Raw genomic sequence first — 19526 nt, forward strand, 5'->3', positions numbered from 1 at the left:
AAGAATTTTCTATTACAGGAACAAGAAAAAACCCTAAAGTATTAGTCGTTACGAAATCATTGGGATTAAATTTGCTAAATTAGCATCCAATTCATCCAGACATTGCCACTCTGTTGCACCTTCTCCCAGACATGTAGAAGAAATCTCTTTTTCCTGTACTCCGCCGTTGTTGTGGGGATGTATTGATGTTGATGCACGTTGAAATTATTGAAAGTAACCCCCACCTGCGTTCCCTCCTTGGCTGGCACCTACAGCAAGTGGGGCACATCGTTCATCTTGCCAGTGGTTGTCAACAGGGGCAGGAAGTATTTCAACTGCGACATCCCGATTTGGTTGTTCTCGATCTGGACTTGAATGAGGGCAATGGTTTGGAATTATGCCGCTGGCTTCACTACCAAAACACTGTTTTGATTTTAGTTCTTTCTGGCCATGAGGATGAAGCGGATGTGGTGACGGCGCTGCGGGCGGGTGCCGATGATTACTTGGCCAAACCCTTTGGGATGCAGGAATTTCTTGCCCGAGTCGAGGCCTTGGCACGGCGAGCACGCCCCTGTTTACCCAGTGTCCTGAACTTGGGTGAGTTACAAGTCGATTTAGTGCAGCGGCGAGTGGTGGTACGCAATGTGCCAGTGGATTTGACACCGCAGGAATTTAGCCTACTCTATGTTCTGACGCAAATGGGGGGCACACCTTTGAGTCGTCAGGAATTGCTGCGGCGAGCTTGGCCAGAGAGCATTGACAACCCTCGCACCGTGGATACGCATATCTTATCTTTGCGTAAGAAAATCGAAGTGGATCCGCAGCAGCCGCGCCTAATTCAAACCGTGCGCAATGTCGGTTATCGACTGCACCTTGAGCCATTGAATGGGCGCTACCAGCAGAATGGCAATAAACCCCATTCCCGTCCCCCGCGATCGCCCCGCCACGTATTGGTTTAGACTTTGTCCAGTCTTCCTAAAATATTCTCTCTCAAATGAGCGATCCCTTTGCGTGGCTAGAACCTGCCCTAGATGCCCTGCACCGTGCCCATTGGTATCGCCAACCCCTTCTCAGTAGCGCACCGGGGGCAGTGGTGAGTGTTGGCGAGCCGCCCCGACCATTGATTAACTTTTGCAGCAATGACTATCTGGGTCTGGCCAACCATCCGCAGGTGAAAGCAGCCGCCATTAAGGCGATTGACGAATGGGGTACTGGGGCGACCGGGTCTCGCCTTCTGAGTGGTCAACGTTGTCTTCATGAACAACTAGAGCGGGCGATCGCCCAGTGGAAAGGCACAGAAGCTGCCTTAGTCTTTAGTTCGGGTACTGCCGCCAATCTCGGTACCATTGCTGCCCTTGTGGATCAACGGGACTTGGTGCTTGGGGATGCCTACAACCATGCTTGTCTCAAAAAAGGTGCCCGTCTCAGTCATGCGACGTTCTATGAATACCCCCACAACGCTGTCGCTGCCCTTGTCCAACTCCTAGAAACCCATCGCTGCCAATACCGCCGTTGTCTGATCCTCACGGATGGTGTCTTCAGTATGGATGGGGATGTCGCCCCCCTAGAGGAGATATTGGCGCTAGCCGAGACCTACACAGCCATGGTGCTAGTGGACGATGCCCACGGCACAGGGGTCTTGGGAACCAACGGTGCCGGTACCTTAGTCGCCTTGGGGCAATCGAGTCCGATCGTCATTCAAATGGGTACCCTCAGCAAAGCCCTTGGCAGTTTAGGGGGATACATTGCTGGCTCCCAAGCTCTGATCTCCTATCTGCAACACCGTGCCAGCACATGGATCTATAGCACTGGACTCTCACCGGCGGACACTGCTGCTGCCCTTGCTGCCCTTGAGCAACTACAAACAGAGCCTTCCCTACGCCAAGCCCTTGAGGAGCGCATTCAACAACTCGAAGAAGGACTGCAAGAATTGGGTTGCCCCGTTTTGCCCCGTCCGCTACCGACCCCCATCTTTTGCTTGCCTGCTCCCGATCCAGCCACTGTTCTCCAATGGGGTCAGAAATTACAAGAGGCTGGATGTTGGGTGGCGGCGGTACGGCCACCGACCGTGCCCTTTAGTCGGCTGCGCATCACCCTAAGAGCCGATCACACCCCTGAGCACATTGCGCAATTGCTGGCAGCATTGGCTGAGTTGTTAAAGTGCTGTTAAGAAGGGCTGACGGTCTCGGTGTATTTCGCCTAGGCTGGAGATAGTTCTGTGAAATCGGCAAACTGCGCCAAGGAGTGAGCGATGAGGATTTGGGTAAGCGAGCAAATTGATCCCTCTGGCCTGCTTTATGCCTGTATTGCCTGTCGTGATGAAGCTCAGGCGAGGGAGTGTGTGCAGTCTTTTGAGAAAAACTTAACAACAGAACAAAAAGCCGCCGGTTGGCAAGTGCGTCTGCGTACGGTGGCCTCTTGGGATGAGGTTCCCAGTACTGCCCTCAAGCTCTGCTAATCTTTTGGCTCAGCCCTGCATAAGAATCTCAGTGGAGCGATTAAGCCAGTGGGGACGTTGCCCTCTCTGCACCTTTGCTATCATGGGTGCGATGTGCTCATCATTGCTTTTCCTTTGGAGGATGCCGCAGAATGGAGTTTGAAGCCCTGTTACTTGGTTTAGAACCACTTACCGTGCTTGCCCTTGGGGTGGGTGCTGTTGCTGTTGCCCCCGTTGTGGGTGCCGTTGACTCAATGACTGGTCACAACTTGGCAGAGCAAGCTCGCAATGCGGCAAAATCAGGCTTGATGTGGGCGTTTGAAGCCTATGAAAAGGCACAGACGGCTGTCGCTGAAGCCAGTGAGTCTTTCCAAGACTTGGTTGCCGAAGCCCGCTCAGAAATGATGGAGCAAAAAGCAGCAAAGGCCGCCGCGCCTGAGGAACCCCGCCAAGTGACGATTAGCTAAGTTTTACTTTTAGTGCCTAATTGAAATGCCTTTGGGGTAGTTCTGCTGCCCCATCTTTATTTTAATGAGCGACCAGCGGGCGGGAAATAGATCACGGGAAAGACGCAACGACGAATGATCTCCCCGGCAAAGCTAGGGATTGATAATTCCCAAATTTTACCGACGGAACCAGAGGAAACGGCAATCCCATAGATGTCGCGATCGTGGGCTGCCAATTGTGCTTCGACCACCGGACTACCAAAGCGAATCTCGGTTTCAATGCTCAGGCCATAGCCAGTGAATTCTTGCTTTAGCTCGGCAAGAATTTTTTCAGCCTTCGGACGTTGCTCGCCAACTCCCAGTTCCCCTTTGCCGGCATCGCTGATAATCCAGCAGAAGGTCAGTGCAGCAATGCTCGTTTGATCGCGCTTTTGCACGCCTTCCCGCAGTTTTTGAACAAGGTGTTGGGCAGAGGGGCTGTGGTCGTAGGGCACTAGTAGGTGGCGAAAGAGATTTTGACAGCGGAGATTCAGTTCTGCGGTTGTCATCACCCACAACAGTTGCGGGCGCATAATCATCACTGGCACTTTAATCCGTTGCAGCACCTCAATGGTTGTACTGCCGAAGAGCTTCTCGTCCAAGAGATTGCGAATGGGACGGCTGGCCAGCACCAAGTCAATTTGATGTTTTTCAACGGTGTCCAGAATGGCATCGGCGGGGCGGCGGTTTTCGATGATCACTTCTGCTTTAAGATCCGCTGGAACTTTTGCGGCGTCGATTTTGAGTAATTCGCGTGCCTGTTGCAGCTTTTTTTCCCGCAGCCGAGGCTTATCGCCATCCTCGTCAATGGGGCGGGCATGGAAGAAGATCAACCTGCGAGCACCCGCTGTTTTCAGTGCCTCAAGGTAGTGGGTCAGTTTGGGGAGACCATCATGGAGATCGGTTGGAATCAATATGTTCTTGAACATGCCAGTGCTCCCCAATGCCAAACTCTAATTGCAGATTACCTTAGAAGGGGGAGGCGCGCTACTCAGTTCTTTTCTCTTTTTAAGGAATAAAATAATTACCCCCTCGCAAGCCGCAGGGGTCTCTGCTAGCAAATGGCAAGGGCACTGCCAAAGTCTTGGGGGCAGTTGCGCGACCCTATACAGACAACTGATAGAGAAGAAAACGGTTGCTTAGGGGCAACTTTTCGGAAAACCCCATCGTCAACTTCAACAGGAGTCACTAAAATAGGGATGGGTACAGAGTCATCATTAAATTCAATAATGTATCCATTACTACTAAATCCCTGTGAAACAAGGAGATTGTCTATCGTGATGCGATTTTCATTGAGATTTTTCTGGGATTTCGCCCCTCGCTAAGAGCTGTTAAATCAGAATCGCAACGACTTTTTTCCCATCGAATGCAGCGACACATTTCCCCTTCTCAAGAAAGGGTTTTAAGTAACTGAAATTGCCTTCTTAAACAGTTGAGGAAGGGGAGCTTTCGCTGCCAACTTCAATGATTGAGTTGAGGTGTTGAGTTGATGACAATTTTGACGTTGGGGCAACGCATGCTCCGCACAATTTTGTGGCCTGTCCGGCAGTGGCTAGAGCATCTAGAAGTGCACGATCGCCAGCTAGCGCATCGTCTATGCCGCTTGATCCCCGCCCAGTGTCCCTTTGAACGCGATATTGTGGTTGCAAAATGGCATATTCACATTCCGCCTTTGTGCCACCTCAATCCCCTTTACGAGGAGCTCATGCTGTTGCGCTACCGTGCCCTCTGCTATTTGGCGGATGAGTGCCATGAAGATATTAGTGCCTACTGTTAGCACCTAGGGGGTGTGCTGGTGTGGCGATCGCTAGCCTCCTTCCTATTTCAGCAGCCCTGTCCCTGTTGTGGTCGAGCCAGTCCCCAAACGATCTGTAGGGATTGTGAACGGCGGCTGAGGTCATGGGAAGTGCGCCAACGCCAACGCTACTGGCGGGGCAGTCTCCCCCTTTTTCCCTGGGGGTATTATCAGCAAGACCTCAAGCGGGCGATCGCCACCATGAAATACAACAATCACCCCGAACTAGGTACCCTCTTTGGCCAATGGTTAGCCCTGAGTTGGTTGGAAGCGAAGATCGCCCAACGCCTCCCGTTGCAGATTGTGCCTATTCCTCTCCATCGCGATAAATTGCAGAGCCGGGGCTTTAATCAAGCAGCGCTCATTGCTGAGGGGTTTTGCCGTGCCCTTGAGCTACCCCTTGCCCCAGTGGGACTAATCCGCCAAAGAGCAACCCAGTTCATGTTTCAGCTTTCACTCACAGAACGCCAAGCCAATCTTGAGAATGCCTTTCGCCTAGGGCAGGGGCTGCAGCGACGGCGCTGGCTCCTTTTGTGCGATGACATTTATACCACGGGGACAACGGCACGAACTGCAGCCGCAGTATTACGGGGGGCTGGCTACAAGGTCTTGGGGATCATCACCGTGGCCGTGGCGCTGCCGGATCAACTGGTCGATTCCACCGTGAAGGCAACCAACATCAAGGCTTCTGTCCACTCAACAACCGCACCATAGGTATCCCCCGTGTGACCGCCCAACTGCCACTGAAACCATGCCGGGATCAAGAGGATGAGGAGCAAACCAAAAAGCAATTGTCCGAAGGGAAGCGGTAGCAGGAAGCTGAGTAACAGCACCAGTAAACCACTCGGCCAAAAATCGCGGGGAAAGGCACTACTGGCTTTATGGATCTGACCCGTGCCTTGGGGTTTCAAATAGGGATAGCGGGCGATCGCCCACACCTGAGCAAGGCGCCCGATCACCAATACCCACACCAAGACCTGACCCCTCTCTAAACTGCTCAAGGCCGCTACTTTTAAGAGCAAAATGACGAGTCCTGCCATGACGCCAAAGGCACCCGTGCGGCTGTCCGCCATCACCTCAAGGCGCCGCTGTTGATCCCTGACGGCTAAACCATCGGCCGTGTCCATGGCACCATCCAAGTGCAATCCCCCAGTTAATCCTAGCCAAAGTGCCACAACCAAGACACTGGCCACGAGGGGGGGAACGTGCAAAAATGCCAGCAGCCACTGCGCCCCCCAGAGAAGCATTGCCAACAGTAGCCCCACCCAAGGACACCACTTGGCAGCTCCCGCCAATTGCATGGGGCAGTTAGGGGGAATGGGCAAACAGGTATAGAAGGCGATCGCCCCCAACCATTCCATCCAAAGGGTCTTCATGAACGGGTTTGAATTTGCGCCACTGTCCGCTGCTGGGGTTGCAGGGATTGAGCCACCCGCTGAATGTCGGCAGGGGTAATGTCATTAATGGCCTCTAAACGGGCAAAGAGTTGCTGCCAGCCGCCGCCTTTTACAGCATACTCCGCCAAGAGCTTGGCCATCCCCTCATTGGACATTAGGTTTTGCAGCAGTTCCATCCGCAGTTGCGCTTTTACCCGATCCAGCTCTGCCGCCGTCACGGGTGTTGTTTGCAGTGCCTTGAGTTCTTGGGCAATACCTGCCGCAAGGGCAGCCGTCGTTTGACCCGGCGCCGGTGCCCCGTAGATGAGAAAGCGATTGGGGTATTTATTGCCGGGAAACCCCACGTAGGCTTGCACGTTGAGGGCTAATTTTTGCTCTAGGACAAGGGAACGGTAGAGACGGGAGGTGCGACCGCCACTGAGGAGACGTGTCAAAATTTCATAGGTGAGGTACGCGGGATCCCTCAAAGGTGGACAGGGATAGGCTTCAATATAGAGGGGTTGACTGGCCAATTCGAGGGTAATCTGCCGAGATTCCGTTTGCGGCGGTTCGGGGGGAATGGCTGTGGTTTTGCCCGTGCCCTTGGGATAGCGACTAAAATAAACCTTGGCCAATTCCTTCACCTTCTGGGGATCAACATCTCCGACAAGCACCATGGTCATTTTGTCAGGTGTGTAATACTGGCGAAAAAACCGTTCCACATCGGCGCGGCGCAGGTTTTGAATATCCTCACGGTAGCCAATGACGGGTCGGCGGTAGGGATGCTGACGAAAGCTGGTGGCCAAAAAGGCCTCAAAGAGTTGGCCAGTGGGGGAATTTTCAGTGCGTAGCCGCCGCTCCTCAAGGATGACTTCCTTTTCTTGATAGAAGTCACGAAAGACGGGTTCCAAAAAGCGTTCCGACTCTAGGGACATCCACAGTTCCAATTTGTTGGCGGGAAAACTGTAGAAGTAACGGGTGGCATCGGCAGATGTGGTTGCATTGAGACCCACGCCCCCGGCCTGCTGGACAATTTGGCCATATTGATTGCGAATCACATAGCGATCGGCAGCCTGCTGCACAGCGGCAAATTCTGTAATCAATGCCTGACGTTGCCGCTCATCCGTCGTGGCTTGCAGTTGCTCAAAGAGGCGATCCAGTTGGGCAAGTTTTTCTTTTTCAGCGGCATAATCCGTCGTCCCAATGCGGCGGGTGCCCTTAAAGGCCAAGTGTTCCAGATAGTGTGCCACACCGGTCTGGCCTTCCGGTTCATCAACGCCCCCTACATCCACGTAGGTGAGAAATGACACTATCGGGGCTTGGTGTTGCTCCATGACAATGAAGTGCATCCCATTGTCAAGATAGAATTCACTGATTTGATCCATGGCACGGTCAATGTAGGGGCGAATCGTTTGGGCGTCGGCCGGCAAGGAGAGGGCGATCGCCCCCAAAACAAGGCAGAGGAGAATTTGCCAGAAATAAACTTGCCAGTGGCGTTGCTGCCGCATCAACAAACCTAGTTGGCCTCCAGCCAGTTGGCCGCCGCGTAAATGTCCACCGCAAGGGGCACACTCAGGGGTACTGCTGTACTCATGACTTCGGGAATTGTAGTTTGCAGTTGTTCCCACGCTTCAGGGGTCATCTCCAACACCAATTCATCGTGGACTTGGAGCAGCAGGCGGACTTCTTCAGGGGAAAGTAGGGGAGCCAGTTTCACCATCGCACACTTAATAATATCGGCACTGGAACCTTGAATCGGGGCATTGGCTGCCGCCCGCAATAGTCCCCGCTCGTAATTGCTCATTTTTAGTTTACTGGGATCGACATCGGCTAGCGCCTCTAAAGGCTTGCGCCGCAGGGCTTGCAGTTCAGAACTCTGAAATTCAAAATAGCGCCGCCGTCCCAAAATGGTTTCCACATAGCCTTGGCTGAGGGCAAGCCGTTCCATTTGCCGCAAATAGTCAAAGACGCGTGGATAGCGATCGTAAAACCGCTGAATAAACACCTTAGCATCGGCCACACTCACCCCGGCCTCACGGGCAAACCGCTGTGCTCCCATCCCGTAAATGACGCCAAAGTTAATAATTTTGCCCAAGCGTCGCTCGCTGGAACTAATGTCGGTTTTTTCTAAGAGAAACTGAGCTGTGAGATGATGGACATCCTCCCCTTTTTGGTAGGCCTCTAGTAGGGCCGGCTCTTGACTCAGATGAGCAAGGATGCGCAACTCAATTTGGGAATAGTCCGCTGCCACCAGCAACCAGCCCGGCTCGGGAATAAAGGCGCGGCGAATTTGCCGACTAAACTCGGTGCGAATGGGGATATTTTGCAGATTGGGATTAGAGGAGGAAAGGCGCCCCGTAGCGGTCACCGCTTGGTTGAATTCCGTATGTACACGGCCTGTGTCCGGACGCACCAAGGTTGGCAACACATCCACATAGGTGGATTTGAGCTTGGCGAGGGTGCGATGGTTCAAAATGAGTTCAATCACAGGATGATCTCCCCGCAGTTTTTCGAGGGTTGCGGCATCGGTGGAGTAGCCCAGTTTCGTTTTATGGGTCTTTTTCGTATCTAACCCCAAAATGCCAAAGAGCAGTTCACTCAGTTGCTTGGGGGAGGCCAAGTTAAAGGGTTGTCCCACGGCATCCCATGCTTGTTGTTGCAGTGCTGCCAGTTGCTGTTCGAGTTCTTGGGAGAGTTGCCGCAAATAGTCACTGTCAATGCGAATCCCCGTGGCTTCCATTTCCGCCAGAATGGGTTCGAGGGGCAATTCCACCTCTAGGAGGAGTTGGCGCAGGCGGGGGGGCAAGTCGGCCTCTAGTTTGTCCTTGAGAAGATAGGTGGTATAGACATCGAGGCCACAGTATTGCGCTACCACCGCAGGGGGGAGATCCGCAAGGGTTTGATCTTTGCCCACCAGACTACGGTAGGTTTGGGCTTGAAGGGGCAGATAGCGTTGACACAGATCCTTGAGGTTGTGACTGGCTTCGGGATTAATCACATAGCTCGCCAGCATCGTGTCAAATACGACACCTTGTAATTGAATCCCCTGAAACCGCAGCACCAAGCGGTCAAACTTGGCATTTTGCAAGACTTTGGGGTAGCGATCGCCCTCAAGAATCGGTCGCAAAGCGGCGAGGGTCTCTGGTAGGGGTAGGTTCTGCCCCTCTTTGTGCCCCAACGGTAGATAGGCCACCTGATCAGGCGCTGCGCCCCAACAGCAGCCCAAGCCCACCAAGGCAGCATCGCGGGGGTTCAAGGCCGTGGTTTCCGTGTCCCAAGCCACGGGATGGTTCGCATCGGTACAGGTTTCTAACTGGGCGATCAGCCATTGCAGTCGCTCTGGCGTCTCAATGAGTTGCACATTCACTGGATCGGGGGTGTCCGTCGGCGCAAAAAACCATGTTGCATCCGCATCGCTCTCTACATCCGGCAGTGTCCCCCCCAAGCGGAGGTGCCAGTCCTGAAGTTGCATCCGCAGGGTACGAAATTCCAACTGATCCAATAGCTGATCCAGCGTTGGCCAGTCAAAGGGACTCAGATGCAGTTCCTCTAGGGGGAGTTCCAAGGGGACATCGAGGATAATTTGAGCTAGGGTGCGGGAATGGCGGGCATCGGCCTCCCCATTGATCAGCTTCGTTCTTAGGCTAGGGGGCGTAATCTCATTGATGTGGGCGTAGATTTCCTCTAGCGTGGGGTACTGATTGAGTAACTGCACCGCTGTTTTTGGGCCAATCCCCTTAATACCGGGAATGCGATCGCTGGCATCGCCACAGAGGGCTTTATAGTCCACAATTTGCTCGGGCCAAACCCCCATTTTTTCCTTGACCTTGAGGGCATCAAAGGCCTCCAGACCCTGCTTGCGTTGGCCAAGGGTATTCCCCAGATACAAGACCTGTACTTGACCTTCGCGATCAATCAATTGAAAGAGGTCGCGATCGCCACTGACAATGGACACCCGCCATCCTTGGGGTCGCAAGCGATGGGCCACCGTACCAATCACATCATCGGCTTCATAGCCCGGCTGACTCAACAGGGGTAGACGCAGTGCCCGCAGCAACGCCTGCAAATTGGCAATATCGGTAATAAAGTCCTCGGGCGTTTCTGCCCGCCCCGCCTTGTAGTTTTCGTCGGCTGTGTGGCGAAATGTCGGCTCCCCCAAGTCAAAAGCAATGGCCACATGATCCGGCTGCTGCTGCTCCAGAATCTCCAGCAGCGTCTTAAGAAAGCCAAAACACACACTAGTGGGAATCCCCGTGGAGGTACGCAACCCCCCCTCTCGCCCCTTACTAAAGGCGTAGTAGGCACGAAAGGCCAAGGAATGACCATCAATGAGTAAGAGATTGGCAGAAGGCATGGGGACAGGAAACGGCGGGGGATAACTTTTCCATTATTCAAAAAATTGGTCTAAACCCCCACCCCTGAAAATGGCAGAGTCTCAACGGCTAAAGTCACGGCGTTTTTGGCAGAAGGGTAAAGCCACCAGCATCGCTAGAATGACAATTCCTTGATTGCGCCAATGGCGTTGCACATCTACGGTAAACATGTAGCCTTGATCTCGTTGGAAGCGGCTGATAATGCCTTGGGCTTCATTGATGGCACGACTGCGTTGGCGGTTCCACTCAGAATATTTTAGTTCCCACTCATCCATGGCTGCCTGATAGGCTTGCAGCCGTTGCAGATAGTCTTGGAGCGCTGCTGGATCATTGGGGGGATCGCCCGGAGACTCTGGCCGCGGCGGTGCGGGTTCATCCACTTCGGGGACATACTTGGCGCGGATACCGGGGAAGTTACAGGTCTTAAAGAGACCGGGACCATAGCACAGACAAAAATCCCGCTGCATCTCCTCGGTCATTTTTTCCCGTTCCTCCTCTGGTTCGCGCCAACAGGGGTCATTGGCAATATCATCCCCGATGCCTGTGAGCTTGACCATCGCCTCAAAGGGCCACTTAATGACCGTCAGATGGTTAATAATCTGCCCCGGTAACCCGAAGGAAGAAACGGGCTGAATCCCGCCACTAAAGATAATTTGGGGCACTAAAAACATCAGCACCAGCAGCGGCACAATGTTCTGGCTAGGGGCAAAGGCAGAGACCAAAAGACCCATCGCCATACCGCCAAAAATGGCAAGGGCAAGGGTGACGTACATGGCAAAAGTAACCCCCCAATCTCCCGGTAAATCCACCGCCAGCTTTGTCACCGCAAGGTAAGTGGCCGCTTGATAAAGAGCTAGCCCAAGGGCGATCGCCCCCTTGGAGCCAATGTAGGGCAACAGCCGCAGGCCAATCATCCGCTCCCGCCGATAAACCTCCACCTCCTTAACCAATTCCCGCATCGTTGTCATTGCGCCAATCATGACGGCAATCAGACTGGTGACAAAAATCATCGTCAGGGCTTGACCCGCATTCCCCGTTTCCGGATTAAAGAGATCCCGCTGCCAAGAAACAAAACTCAAACTCCCCAAGAGGGGGGCTATTAAGAGGGTCAGCAGCAGGTTACTGCGATCTTGGCCAAGAATTGTGAGATTGCGGCGGGTGAGAATGAGAAATTGTTGCCAAGGGGAGATTTTCGACTTGGGTTCACTGCTGCGACGGGATTTGCCCTTGGTGCGCCGTTGACTTTCATCGGGCATGTGAGCTAGCACCTGCTGTCGCCCGACCACATATTCCTGATAGAGGCGCGATCGCCGGTAGGCTTCCTCTAGTTCTGCCGAAGTGGGGGCATTGGGGTTTTTCTCTTTGTCTAGGGCACGATAAATGCCAGAGAAATCCTCGAGCTTAATGCCACTAAAGCGATCGCCAAAGGTAGCTCGGAAATAGGGCAGCAGTTGATCAGGAGGACCAAAGTAGGCCAGCCGGCCGCCCTCCGCTAGATAGATCACCAGATCACACTCCCGAATATTTTGGGTGGCGTGGGTAATGATCAGAATCGTTCGCCCCTGATCCGCCAACTGCCGCAGCAAAAACATCAGGTCGGCTTCCGTGCCCGGATCTAAGCCAGAGGTGGCCTCATCGAGGAAGAAGAGACTGGGTTGCGTGAGCAATTCGGCACCAATACACACCCGCCGCTGCTGACCGCCACTGAGGCGGGAAATGGGCACATCGCGACGATGGTTCAGTCCCAATTCTGTTAACACCTCGGTCACCCGCTGTTGGCGTTCCGCTGGGGTTGTATCGGGGGGCATGCGTAGTTTTGCCGCGTATTCCAAGGCTTGGGCGATCGTCAGTTCCTCGTGGATGATATTCTTCTGCGGTACATAGCCCAATTGCGCTTGAAAGGCCTGATAGTTGCGGTAGAAATTTGTGCCATTGACCAGTACCGTGCCCGTTGTTGCTGGCCGCAGTCCATTGAGGGCATCGAGGAGCGTTGACTTGCCGCTACCACTAGGCCCCAAGATGGCCACAAACTCCTTGGGCATGATCGATAGCGAAATATCGTGGAGAATTTGCGTTCCCTTGCCCACCACCTTACTGAGGTTGATGGCATCTAGGCGCATGTGACCCGATTCGGCATATTGGGTCAGGGTTTCATCAACATTGAGGACAAGGCGATCGCTACCAATGCGAATACTGTCCCCCACCCGCAGCAGTGTGGGTTCTTCTACCTCGCGGCCATTGACAAACGTGCCATTACTCGACCCCAGATCCGTGAGCAGGAAATCGCCATTGCGGCGCTCAATTTTGGCGTGGTGACGGGACACCGTTGGATGCTCAATCACCAGATCATTGCTTGGATCGCGGCCAATCGTGAACGTGTTGTATCCCACCAGCGAAATCGTCTTCACGGGGACAGTGGATGTCGCATCGGCCTCAGGAATCGCCAGTACTGTTGCTGTGCTCAACTCCGTCGCGGGGCTAAAGACAACGGCATGACGCTCTGTGTCAATGCGATCGGGCAACTCCTGCCCCACATAGGTCAGCGTCACAAATTCCATCAGGGCATAACTCTCCCCGATTCCCAAATGCACATTCATTGCCGGCTGCGGGTCACTGAGATCTACCACCTGCAAATGCTGATCCGCAAAGCGTAATTTCAAGTGGCAGGGCAAAAGTTCAGGGGTATCCACCACCACATCGCAGGCGGGATGGGTGCCTAAAAGCGTCGTTTGCTCCTGTAGCCCCCAGCGTTGCTGCCATGTTTTGGTGCGCACTTCAATCACAGGGACTTCAGTCTCTTTGCTGACCTCAGTGGTACGGGGTTGATAGTCGTGGTAGTGCCAGATGAGGCGAAAGCGCACAGCAGAGTTGCCCAGCGTTATCAAGTCGCCATCTTCAAGGGGAATGGGGGTATTAGGCACAACCGGTTGGCCATTGAGATGGGTGCCCGCTTTACTGCCGAGATCTACGAGGTGAACTTTCCCTTCTTGCCACTCCAAGAAAGCGTGGTAGCGGGAGACGGAAAGATCATTCAGGACAATGTCATTATCGGGGGCACGGCCAATTTTGAGGCCGCTGGCGGGTAGCTGAACCCCCTGCTCACTGACGGATTTGACAAGTTCTAACCATGCTGTTTGAGTCATGACCTTGGGGCAAAGGGGCTTGATGCCAGTCAGTTTACTGGATTCTGGCCGATCTGACAAAAGACGCCCGCCAAAGCTCAACCGGCGCAGAAACCTATCATTATTGCGAGGAGGGCAAAGAAGGCATCGGCAAATAACTCGCCACCTGTGACCATAGAAACTGTGCTTGCTCCCACAGGCGATCGGGACCAATACCAAAAAAGAGTTGCAACAGGAAAACAATCAGGGCAATTTTAATCGCCGTACCGAGAGTGACCTTGAGGACAGTGATCAGCCAGCGGAGCACGAACCAACTGATGGCGATCGCCCCTAAGGTGATCAGGATTTCAGTCACGGTCATCGCCGCACCAAGATATCTTGGCCATGGGTATCCGTGCCGCAGGTCTCCAGCAACTGGTGTTCAACGGCCAAAGCATGCACAAGGGCGGTTGTTTCAGGGGTGGGTTCCCACACATCGGGATTGCTGTAACAGTAGTAGGTTTCCACCCCATCAATCCCCCGCGCCACAGCTGCAGGAATCAATTGTTCAGCAGGCAAACGATAGCGCGCCGGGTGTGCCAAAATCGCCAAGCCTCCTGCTTCATGGAGTGCGGCAATCACCCGTTCTGCCTGTGCCAAGTCCCCTTGGGGGGCAGTGCCCATTGTATAGAGATGCAGGATCGGCGCATAGGGGTCAAAGCCATAGCCCAGAATATGCACCTCAGTACCCAAGAGTTGAGCCGTAATTTCAATGCCCGTGTAAACTTGGGGGCGATCCGTTCCTGGATAGGCTTCTACGTAGGTTCGAGCCTGAAAATAGCCCTCTAGGGCATGGTGATCGGTAATGGCAAATCCCTTGAGGCCATGGATCATTGCCTGTTGCGCCACTTGCTGCGGTGTCAGTTGCCCATCGGAGCAGATGGTATGGAGATGAAAGTTATAGCGATAGGGACAACTGGTTGCCGTCAACATCCGAAAGAGACCACGGAGAGTCTCAGCCTGCGTCACCATCAGTGCAGCAAGGGTCATAGGCATTACCAAATCTTACGCTGTTACCTCTTTAATATAAACTTTCTTTAAGAAACGAGAGATAAAGATTCCTAATAGGGCGATTTATGTACCTCGATGGGGTGTGCTAGGATACAAGTTGGCTCGGAATCATGCGATCGCAACGCCTCAACCTTGTCAGGTCCGGAAGGAAGCAGCAATACGGGATGCTTGCGGTAGGCGTGATCTCCGGGTCACCCTCTTGAGACCTGCGAACGATTCATGCCTGTCACTACCCTTAGCCTCCCCCTCGATGAGATTCGCTACGATGAACGGGGTTTAGTGCCAGCAATTGTCCAAGACTATTTGGACGGCACCGTGTTGATGCTGGCGTGGATGAATCGGGAATCGCTACAGAAAACCCTTGAAACCGGTCGTACGTGGTTTTGGAGTCGTTCGCGCCAAGAACTGTGGCCCAAGGGCGAAACCTCTGGCCATGTCCAGTGGGTCAAAAGTATCCGCTACGACTGCGATAGTGATGCCCTGTTGTTAACAGTAGAGCAAGTGGGCCAAGTCGCTTGCCACACGGGGCAGCGCAGTTGTTTCCACCGCCATGGGGAGGCCGGAGAACGGGTAGAAGACCCACCAGCAGATACCCTTTCGCAAGTGTATAACGTGGTCTGTCAGCGGCGCGACTTTCCGCAGCTACAGTCCTACACTTCCAGCCTGTTCACAGCCGGTGATAATAAAATTCTCAAGAAGCTGGGCGAAGAAACCGTAGAAGTGGTGATGGCCTGCAAAGACGATGACCCCGAGGCGATCGCCGGTGAGGTAGCGGACTTGTTTTACCACACGCTAGTTGCCCTTGCCTATCATGGGGTGTCCCTGCGGCAGGTCTATGAGCAGCTTCAGTTGCGGCGGCGCTAGTTGCTTGCCGTTTTCCTTGTCAGCACTGGCTCAACGTCGTTAAAGTGCTAGATACAGGTAATTTACATAACTATACAAATGGCAAAGCAGGTGGTCGTCATTGGCGGCGGCATTGGGGGTCTGACCACAGCGGCATTGTTGGCACGACGGGGCTATCGGGTTCAGCTGTTTGAGCAGGCAGCCCAACTGGGGGGCTGTGCCTCCACATTTCAGCGGCGGGGCTTTACCTTTGATGTTGGCGCCACCCAAGTGGCTGGCCTTGAGCCGGGGGGGATTCACGCGGCGATTTTTGCTGAATTGGAGATGCCTCTGCCGGCAGCAACCCCCTGCGATCCTGCCTGTGCGGTGTATCTGCCGCAGGAAATGACGCCCATCAATGTTTGGCGCGATCGCGATCGCTGGCAACTGGAACGTCAACGCCACTTTCCCCACAGTGAGCGGTTTTGGCAAGGCCTTGAACACCTCTTTGCCATTAGTTGGCGATTTCAGCAGCGGCAGCCCATTTTGCCCCCGCGCAATGGCTTTGATCTGTGGCAATTGGTGCAAGCCCTGCGTCCGGAGACGCTTCTCACGTTGCCCTTTAGCCTGATGACGGTGACCGATTGGATGCGTCTTTGCGGTGTCGGGGGCGATCGCCGGCTGCGGCAATTTCTGGATCTTCAACTCAAGCTCTACTCCCAAGTAGATGCCAGTGAAACCGCACTCCTCTATGCCGCCACCGCCCTCTGTCTGTCCCAAGACCCCCACGGCCTCTACCATCTCCACGGCAGCATGCAGGTTCTCAGTGATTTACTCGCCAATGCCTTGCAGCGCGATGGCGGTCAAATTTACACCCGGCATTTGGTGCGTCACATTGAAGTCGAGCGGGGGCGTGCCGTCGCCGTCCAAGTGGAGAATCTGAAAACAAAAACCTTGCAGCGCGTTGCAGCGGATCACATTGTGGCCAATGTCCCTGCCCAAAACCTGCCCCAACTCCTTGGCGATGCCATTCCCACTGGCTATGCCCGCCGCCTCAAAAGGCTGCCGCCGGCCGCCGGTGCCTTTGTGATTTACCTTGGCGTTAAAGAGGCCGCCATTCCCGAAAGTTGTCCGCTCCACTTGCAGTTTCTCTACGATGCGGAAGGGCCGATTGGCGAAAATAACTCCCTGTTTGTCTCTGTGAGTCAGCCGCAGGATGGCCGTGCCCCCAGGGGCTATCGTACCCTGATTGCCTCCAGCTTTACTGAGCCGAATTTTTGGCGTCAGCCTGACTTAGACTATGCCGCCACCAAGGCGCAATACACCCAAACAGCTCTTGAACACCTCGGGGAATTCTTTGATCTGCGGCCTGAGCACATTGTCCACTGTGAAGCGGCGACCCCCCGCACCTTCTGGCGCTATACCGCGCGGCTAGATGGCATTGTCGGGGGCATTAGTCAACGCCTGAGCACCTTTGGCCCCTTTGGCTTGGCCACCCGCACCCCGATTCCTCACCTGTGGTTAGTGGGAGATTCCGTGCATCCGGGGGAAGGTACGGCCGGTGTCAGCTATGGTGCCCGTGCCCTTGTGCAGCAACTGCTCGCCAATGATGCCTAAGGGATTCCTATTTTGGTGAAAATCACTATAATAGAGAGACTCGTTACCAATTGCGAAAGGAACCCACTGCCTGTGTTTGCGACTCTCGCTGCCCCCCAACCGTCCCTGCCGTTGGATTTAATTGCGGCCATCCAAGACCTGAAGCGGGAACTGAATGCAGTGATTCTAGCCCACTACTACCAAGACCCCGCCATTCAAGATGTGGCCGATTACATTGGTGATTCCCTTGGGCTGTCGCGGCAGGCCGCCAGTACCAATGCCGATGTCATTGTTTTTGCTGGGGTGCATTTCATGGCCGAAACCGCCAAGATTCTCAACCCCGATAAGCTGGTGTTGCTGCCGGATTTGGCGGCGGGCTGTTCTTTGGCAGACAGTTGTCCTGCGGACGCCTTTGCTGCTTTTAAGGCGCAGTATCCTGACCATTGGGTGATTTCCTACATTAACTGCACTGCTGAAATCAAAGCCCTGAGTGACATTATTTGCACCAGTTCTAATGCAGTGAAAATTGTGCAGCAGTTGCCTGCGGATCAGCCCCTGATTTTTGCCCCCGATCGCAACCTTGGCCGCTATGTCATGGCACAAACCGGACGGCAGATGGTGCTGTGGGACGGCAGTTGCATTGTCCATGAAACCTTCTCCGAGCGACGCATCCTCGAACTCAAGGCCGCCTACCCCACGGCCCAGGTGATTGCCCACCCCGAATGCGAAGAAGCCGTACTCCGCCATGCCGATTTTATTGGTTCGACAACGGCTTTGCTCAACTATAGCCAACGCCAAGATCACGATACCTTTATCGTTGTCACCGAGCCAGGGATTCTCCACCAGATGCAGCGGCGCAACCCAGAGAAAACTTTTATCCCTGCGCCCCCTCAGGATCAGACCTGCAATTGTAATGAGTGCCCCTTTATGCGCCTGAATACCCTAGAAAAACTCTATTTGTGTATGCGCGATCGCCAGCCCCAGATTGAACTACCAGAAGACATCCGCCTTGCGGCGCTCAAACCCATCCAACGCATGCTGGAAATGTCCTAAACCAAGGGTGTCAGCTCCCTTAAATCTCAGCAACTGCTCGCTCAATCAGGCGACGAGCTAGGGTCTGAACGCCCGTATGGTAGTAGTAGTTGGTGCTCATGTCCAAAAAGGCTCCCAAGTAGTCGAGGTTATCCTTCGAGAGTTCAATAAAGCTTTGCAGACTATTGATCACCTTTTGCGGCGTTAACTCGTGGCTGCTGACAAATTGATGCATCCACCCCTGCACGGCATTAAAACTTTCGACAATAAAGCCCAATTGACCGCTGGGATTGCCCCCCGGCACGACACTGCCAATTGCTTTGAAGGTGGGGTTTTCCTGTAGATCATTGGGTTGCAAGCTTTGCAGTGTGCCCAAGCATTTGAGAAGAAAGTCAGGCCCTAGGGGAATCAGGCCATCAAAGCAGATGAGGGCGGCCATCCGCATCAGGGATTCACCACTGTAGTCGGCAAGGGCACGCAGGAAGTCGCCGAGGCTGTCACCGGGAATGCCATTGATTTGACAAAAGGCCAGAATTTCCACAATCAGCTTAATGCTGAGATCAATGGACTGCGCCCGCTCTGGCTTGGGCGTCATTTTATCCAAGAAGCCGAGGAAGGAAATTTTCTCGCCCACTTTGTTGGCAAGGGCAGCCGCTCCTAGGAGAGCATCGGTGTTGTCCACGGTTTGATAGAGCCACAGTGCCCGCTGATAGCCTTGGGATTTGTCATTAAAGAGCCGCACGGCGCGATCGCCAATTTGGCGGATCAAGGCAGGATCCGTTTCTCCAGTTACATGGCGGATCGTGTTATCAAAACCAACGATATTTTGCCACTGGCCGGGAATGATGAAATCCAAGGACTTGAGGGCCATAACGGTGATGCCCCCAGTGGGGAGTTGATCAACAATTTTATAGATAGCTGCGCTCACGGTGGTCTCCTTAGGGGGCAAGTTGGGCTAAACCAGCAAGATCAAATTTTTCAATCCATTCGCGGCGATCGCTGGCGGTAAAACTGGGATCACGGGAGAGTACCTTCACCTGATAGCGGTTGGCCACCAGAATGGCCGTTTGTGTGGTTCCCACCTCTACTGCTGGATAGCCAGCAATCTGCATCGTACTGTTTTGAAACTTGGCGGCAGCCTCAGGGGTGCTAATCGTATCGGAAATGGCCAGCATCGCTAGTTCTTTGCCCTCTTTTTTCAGCTTAGCCTCGGCAAAGCCCTTTTTCTCTTGGACATAGATGCGCTCAAAGCCATTCCCCTCGGGCGGAAAGAAGCGATTAAATTCACTCCCTTGGGTGGCTTCACGACTCACTGCCGGTGGTGCATTGCGCTGAGTGCTTTCCTGTTGCACCTGCTCATAGGGAGAGGGCGGGGTAGGGGCGCAACCGGTAATGAGAAGCGTCAGGGTTAAAATAAGCGCAGTCAGCCAGCGTGCCATGTGAATCCCCAAGACAACAA

Annotated in this window: 18 protein-coding genes and 1 other RNA gene; 10 read left to right on the top strand and 9 right to left on the bottom strand. The window is 53.9% G+C overall.

The features are described from left to right. The first annotated feature begins 185 nt into the window (after nt 1–185). The 4 genes from RHI63_RS03150 to RHI63_RS03165 all read left to right on the top strand — a co-directional run bounded on the left by RHI63_RS03150 (nt 186) and on the right by RHI63_RS03165 (nt 2883). Nucleotides 186–938, top strand: coding sequence for a response regulator transcription factor (locus tag RHI63_RS03150; RefSeq protein ID WP_206201036.1), 753 nt, complete (start codon nt 186–188; stop codon nt 936–938). Between the two features lie 35 nt (nt 939–973). After that, nucleotides 974–2149 (top strand): 8-amino-7-oxononanoate synthase, encoded by a 1176-nt coding sequence (bioF, locus tag RHI63_RS03155; RefSeq protein WP_310743373.1) that lies wholly within the window; start codon nt 974–976, stop codon nt 2147–2149. An 81-nt stretch (nt 2150–2230) separates the two neighbouring features. Further along, complete coding sequence (locus tag RHI63_RS03160; protein ID WP_206201038.1) at nt 2231–2437, top strand: glycogen debranching protein; 207 nt, start codon at nt 2231–2233, stop codon at nt 2435–2437. A 131-nt stretch (nt 2438–2568) separates the two neighbouring features. Further along, entirely contained in the window at nt 2569–2883 is a 315-nt protein-coding gene (locus tag RHI63_RS03165) for a DUF5132 domain-containing protein (protein WP_190278082.1), read from the top strand. Between the two features lie 56 nt (nt 2884–2939). Here RHI63_RS03165 and RHI63_RS03170 read toward each other — a convergent pair whose 3' ends face one another. Further along, entirely contained in the window at nt 2940–3830 is an 891-nt protein-coding gene (locus RHI63_RS03170; protein ID WP_302676844.1) for a universal stress protein, read from the bottom strand. Between the two features lie 560 nt (nt 3831–4390). On the opposite strand from RHI63_RS03170, the gene RHI63_RS03175 reads away from it, so the two are divergent. Continuing rightward, a complete protein-coding gene (locus RHI63_RS03175; RefSeq protein ID WP_149820949.1) occupies nt 4391–4678 on the top strand; it encodes a Mo-dependent nitrogenase C-terminal domain-containing protein in 288 nt (95 codons plus the stop codon). Nucleotides 4679–4696: 18 nt separating this feature from the next. Further along, nucleotides 4697–5410 carry a ComF family protein gene (locus RHI63_RS03180; RefSeq protein WP_310821826.1) on the top strand — a complete coding sequence of 238 codons (714 nt, stop codon included), beginning with the start codon at nt 4697–4699 and terminating at the stop codon, nt 5408–5410. Here RHI63_RS03180 and cobS read toward each other — a convergent pair. The 6 genes from cobS to RHI63_RS03210 all read right to left on the bottom strand — a co-directional run bounded on the left by cobS (nt 5341) and on the right by RHI63_RS03210 (nt 14596). Next, the gene (gene cobS, locus RHI63_RS03185; RefSeq protein WP_310743374.1) at nt 5341–6072 is read right to left on the bottom strand and encodes an adenosylcobinamide-GDP ribazoletransferase; all 732 of its coding nucleotides are present in this window, start codon (nt 6070–6072) and stop codon (nt 5341–5343) included. The two genes, RHI63_RS03180 and cobS, sit on opposite strands and share 70 nt — an antisense overlap. Beyond that, nucleotides 6069–7700: a pitrilysin family protein gene (locus RHI63_RS03190; protein WP_310743375.1), complete on the bottom strand. Its 1632-nt coding sequence runs from the start codon at nt 7698–7700 to the stop codon at nt 6069–6071. Before RHI63_RS03190 ends, cobS begins: the two co-directional genes overlap by 4 nt. Next, nucleotides 7589–10426, bottom strand: coding sequence for a DNA polymerase I (polA, locus tag RHI63_RS03195; RefSeq protein ID WP_310821827.1), 2838 nt, complete (start codon nt 10424–10426; stop codon nt 7589–7591). The genes RHI63_RS03190 and polA overlap by 112 nt, the downstream gene beginning before the upstream one ends. 81 nt (nt 10427–10507) lie before the next feature. Then, the gene (locus tag RHI63_RS03200; RefSeq protein ID WP_302676838.1) at nt 10508–13588 is read right to left on the bottom strand and encodes an FHA domain-containing protein; all 3081 of its coding nucleotides are present in this window, start codon (nt 13586–13588) and stop codon (nt 10508–10510) included. Nucleotides 13589–13688: 100 nt separating this feature from the next. Then, a complete protein-coding gene (locus RHI63_RS03205) occupies nt 13689–13928 on the bottom strand; it encodes a hypothetical protein (protein ID WP_206201046.1) in 240 nt (79 codons plus the stop codon). Further along, on the bottom strand, nt 13925–14596 hold the full coding sequence (locus RHI63_RS03210) for a PHP domain-containing protein (RefSeq protein ID WP_225901640.1): 672 nt from the start codon (nt 14594–14596) through the stop codon (nt 13925–13927). The genes RHI63_RS03205 and RHI63_RS03210 overlap by 4 nt, the downstream gene beginning before the upstream one ends. 120 nt (nt 14597–14716) lie before the next feature. Between RHI63_RS03210 and ffs the strand changes: the two genes are divergently transcribed. The 4 genes from ffs (at nt 14717) to nadA (ending at nt 18088) form a co-directional block, all read left to right on the top strand. Then, nucleotides 14717–14813, top strand: an RNA gene (ffs, locus tag RHI63_RS03215) — signal recognition particle sRNA small type. Nucleotides 14814–14836: 23 nt separating this feature from the next. Next, nucleotides 14837–15481 carry a bifunctional phosphoribosyl-AMP cyclohydrolase/phosphoribosyl-ATP diphosphatase HisIE gene (gene hisIE, locus RHI63_RS03220; RefSeq protein ID WP_310821828.1) on the top strand — a complete coding sequence of 215 codons (645 nt, stop codon included), beginning with the start codon at nt 14837–14839 and terminating at the stop codon, nt 15479–15481. A gap of 78 nt (nt 15482–15559) precedes the next feature. Next, nucleotides 15560–17056, top strand: coding sequence for a C-3',4' desaturase CrtD (gene crtD, locus RHI63_RS03225; protein ID WP_310743377.1), 1497 nt, complete (start codon nt 15560–15562; stop codon nt 17054–17056). 72 nt (nt 17057–17128) lie between these two features. Further along, the gene (gene nadA / locus RHI63_RS03230; RefSeq protein ID WP_206201049.1) at nt 17129–18088 is read left to right on the top strand and encodes a quinolinate synthase NadA; all 960 of its coding nucleotides are present in this window, start codon (nt 17129–17131) and stop codon (nt 18086–18088) included. Between the two features lie 19 nt (nt 18089–18107). Here the strand turns inward: nadA and RHI63_RS03235 are convergent, their stop codons facing one another. Together RHI63_RS03235 and RHI63_RS03240 are read right to left on the bottom strand one after the other, a co-directional pair. Further along, a complete protein-coding gene (locus tag RHI63_RS03235; RefSeq protein ID WP_302676834.1) occupies nt 18108–18995 on the bottom strand; it encodes a hypothetical protein in 888 nt (295 codons plus the stop codon). A 10-nt stretch (nt 18996–19005) separates the two neighbouring features. Continuing rightward, nucleotides 19006–19506: a hypothetical protein gene (locus tag RHI63_RS03240; protein WP_302676832.1), complete on the bottom strand. Its 501-nt coding sequence runs from the start codon at nt 19504–19506 to the stop codon at nt 19006–19008. Nucleotides 19507–19526: the final 20 nt, after the last annotated feature.

This window comes from Thermosynechococcus sp. GLH187 (genome assembly GCF_031583395.1).
Taxonomy (GTDB): Bacteria; Cyanobacteriota; Cyanobacteriia; order Thermosynechococcales; family Thermosynechococcaceae; genus Thermosynechococcus.

What these genes read in the sequence shown, in the direction of transcription:
- RHI63_RS03150 (WP_206201036.1), top strand. Translation starts at nt 186, where the DNA reads ATGTTGATGCACGTTGAAATTATTGAAAGTAACCCCCACCTGCGTTCC.
- bioF (WP_310743373.1), top strand. Translation starts at nt 974, where the DNA reads ATGAGCGATCCCTTTGCGTGGCTAGAACCTGCCCTAGATGCCCTGCAC.
- RHI63_RS03160 (WP_206201038.1), top strand. Translation starts at nt 2,231, where the DNA reads ATGAGGATTTGGGTAAGCGAGCAAATTGATCCCTCTGGCCTGCTTTAT.
- RHI63_RS03165 (WP_190278082.1), top strand. Translation starts at nt 2,569, where the DNA reads ATGGAGTTTGAAGCCCTGTTACTTGGTTTAGAACCACTTACCGTGCTT.
- RHI63_RS03170 (WP_302676844.1), bottom strand. Translation starts at nt 3,830, where the DNA reads ATGTTCAAGAACATATTGATTCCAACCGATCTCCATGATGGTCTCCCC.
- RHI63_RS03175 (WP_149820949.1), top strand. Translation starts at nt 4,391, where the DNA reads ATGACAATTTTGACGTTGGGGCAACGCATGCTCCGCACAATTTTGTGG.
- cobS (WP_310743374.1), bottom strand. Translation starts at nt 6,072, where the DNA reads ATGAAGACCCTTTGGATGGAATGGTTGGGGGCGATCGCCTTCTATACC.
- polA (WP_310821827.1), bottom strand. Translation starts at nt 10,426, where the DNA reads ATGCCTTCTGCCAATCTCTTACTCATTGATGGTCATTCCTTGGCCTTT.
- RHI63_RS03200 (WP_302676838.1), bottom strand. Translation starts at nt 13,588, where the DNA reads ATGACTCAAACAGCATGGTTAGAACTTGTCAAATCCGTCAGTGAGCAG.
- RHI63_RS03205 (WP_206201046.1), bottom strand. Translation starts at nt 13,928, where the DNA reads ATGACCGTGACTGAAATCCTGATCACCTTAGGGGCGATCGCCATCAGT.
- RHI63_RS03210 (WP_225901640.1), bottom strand. Translation starts at nt 14,596, where the DNA reads ATGACCCTTGCTGCACTGATGGTGACGCAGGCTGAGACTCTCCGTGGT.
- hisIE (WP_310821828.1), top strand. Translation starts at nt 14,837, where the DNA reads ATGCCTGTCACTACCCTTAGCCTCCCCCTCGATGAGATTCGCTACGAT.
- crtD (WP_310743377.1), top strand. Translation starts at nt 15,560, where the DNA reads ATGGCAAAGCAGGTGGTCGTCATTGGCGGCGGCATTGGGGGTCTGACC.
- RHI63_RS03240 (WP_302676832.1), bottom strand. Translation starts at nt 19,506, where the DNA reads ATGGCACGCTGGCTGACTGCGCTTATTTTAACCCTGACGCTTCTCATT.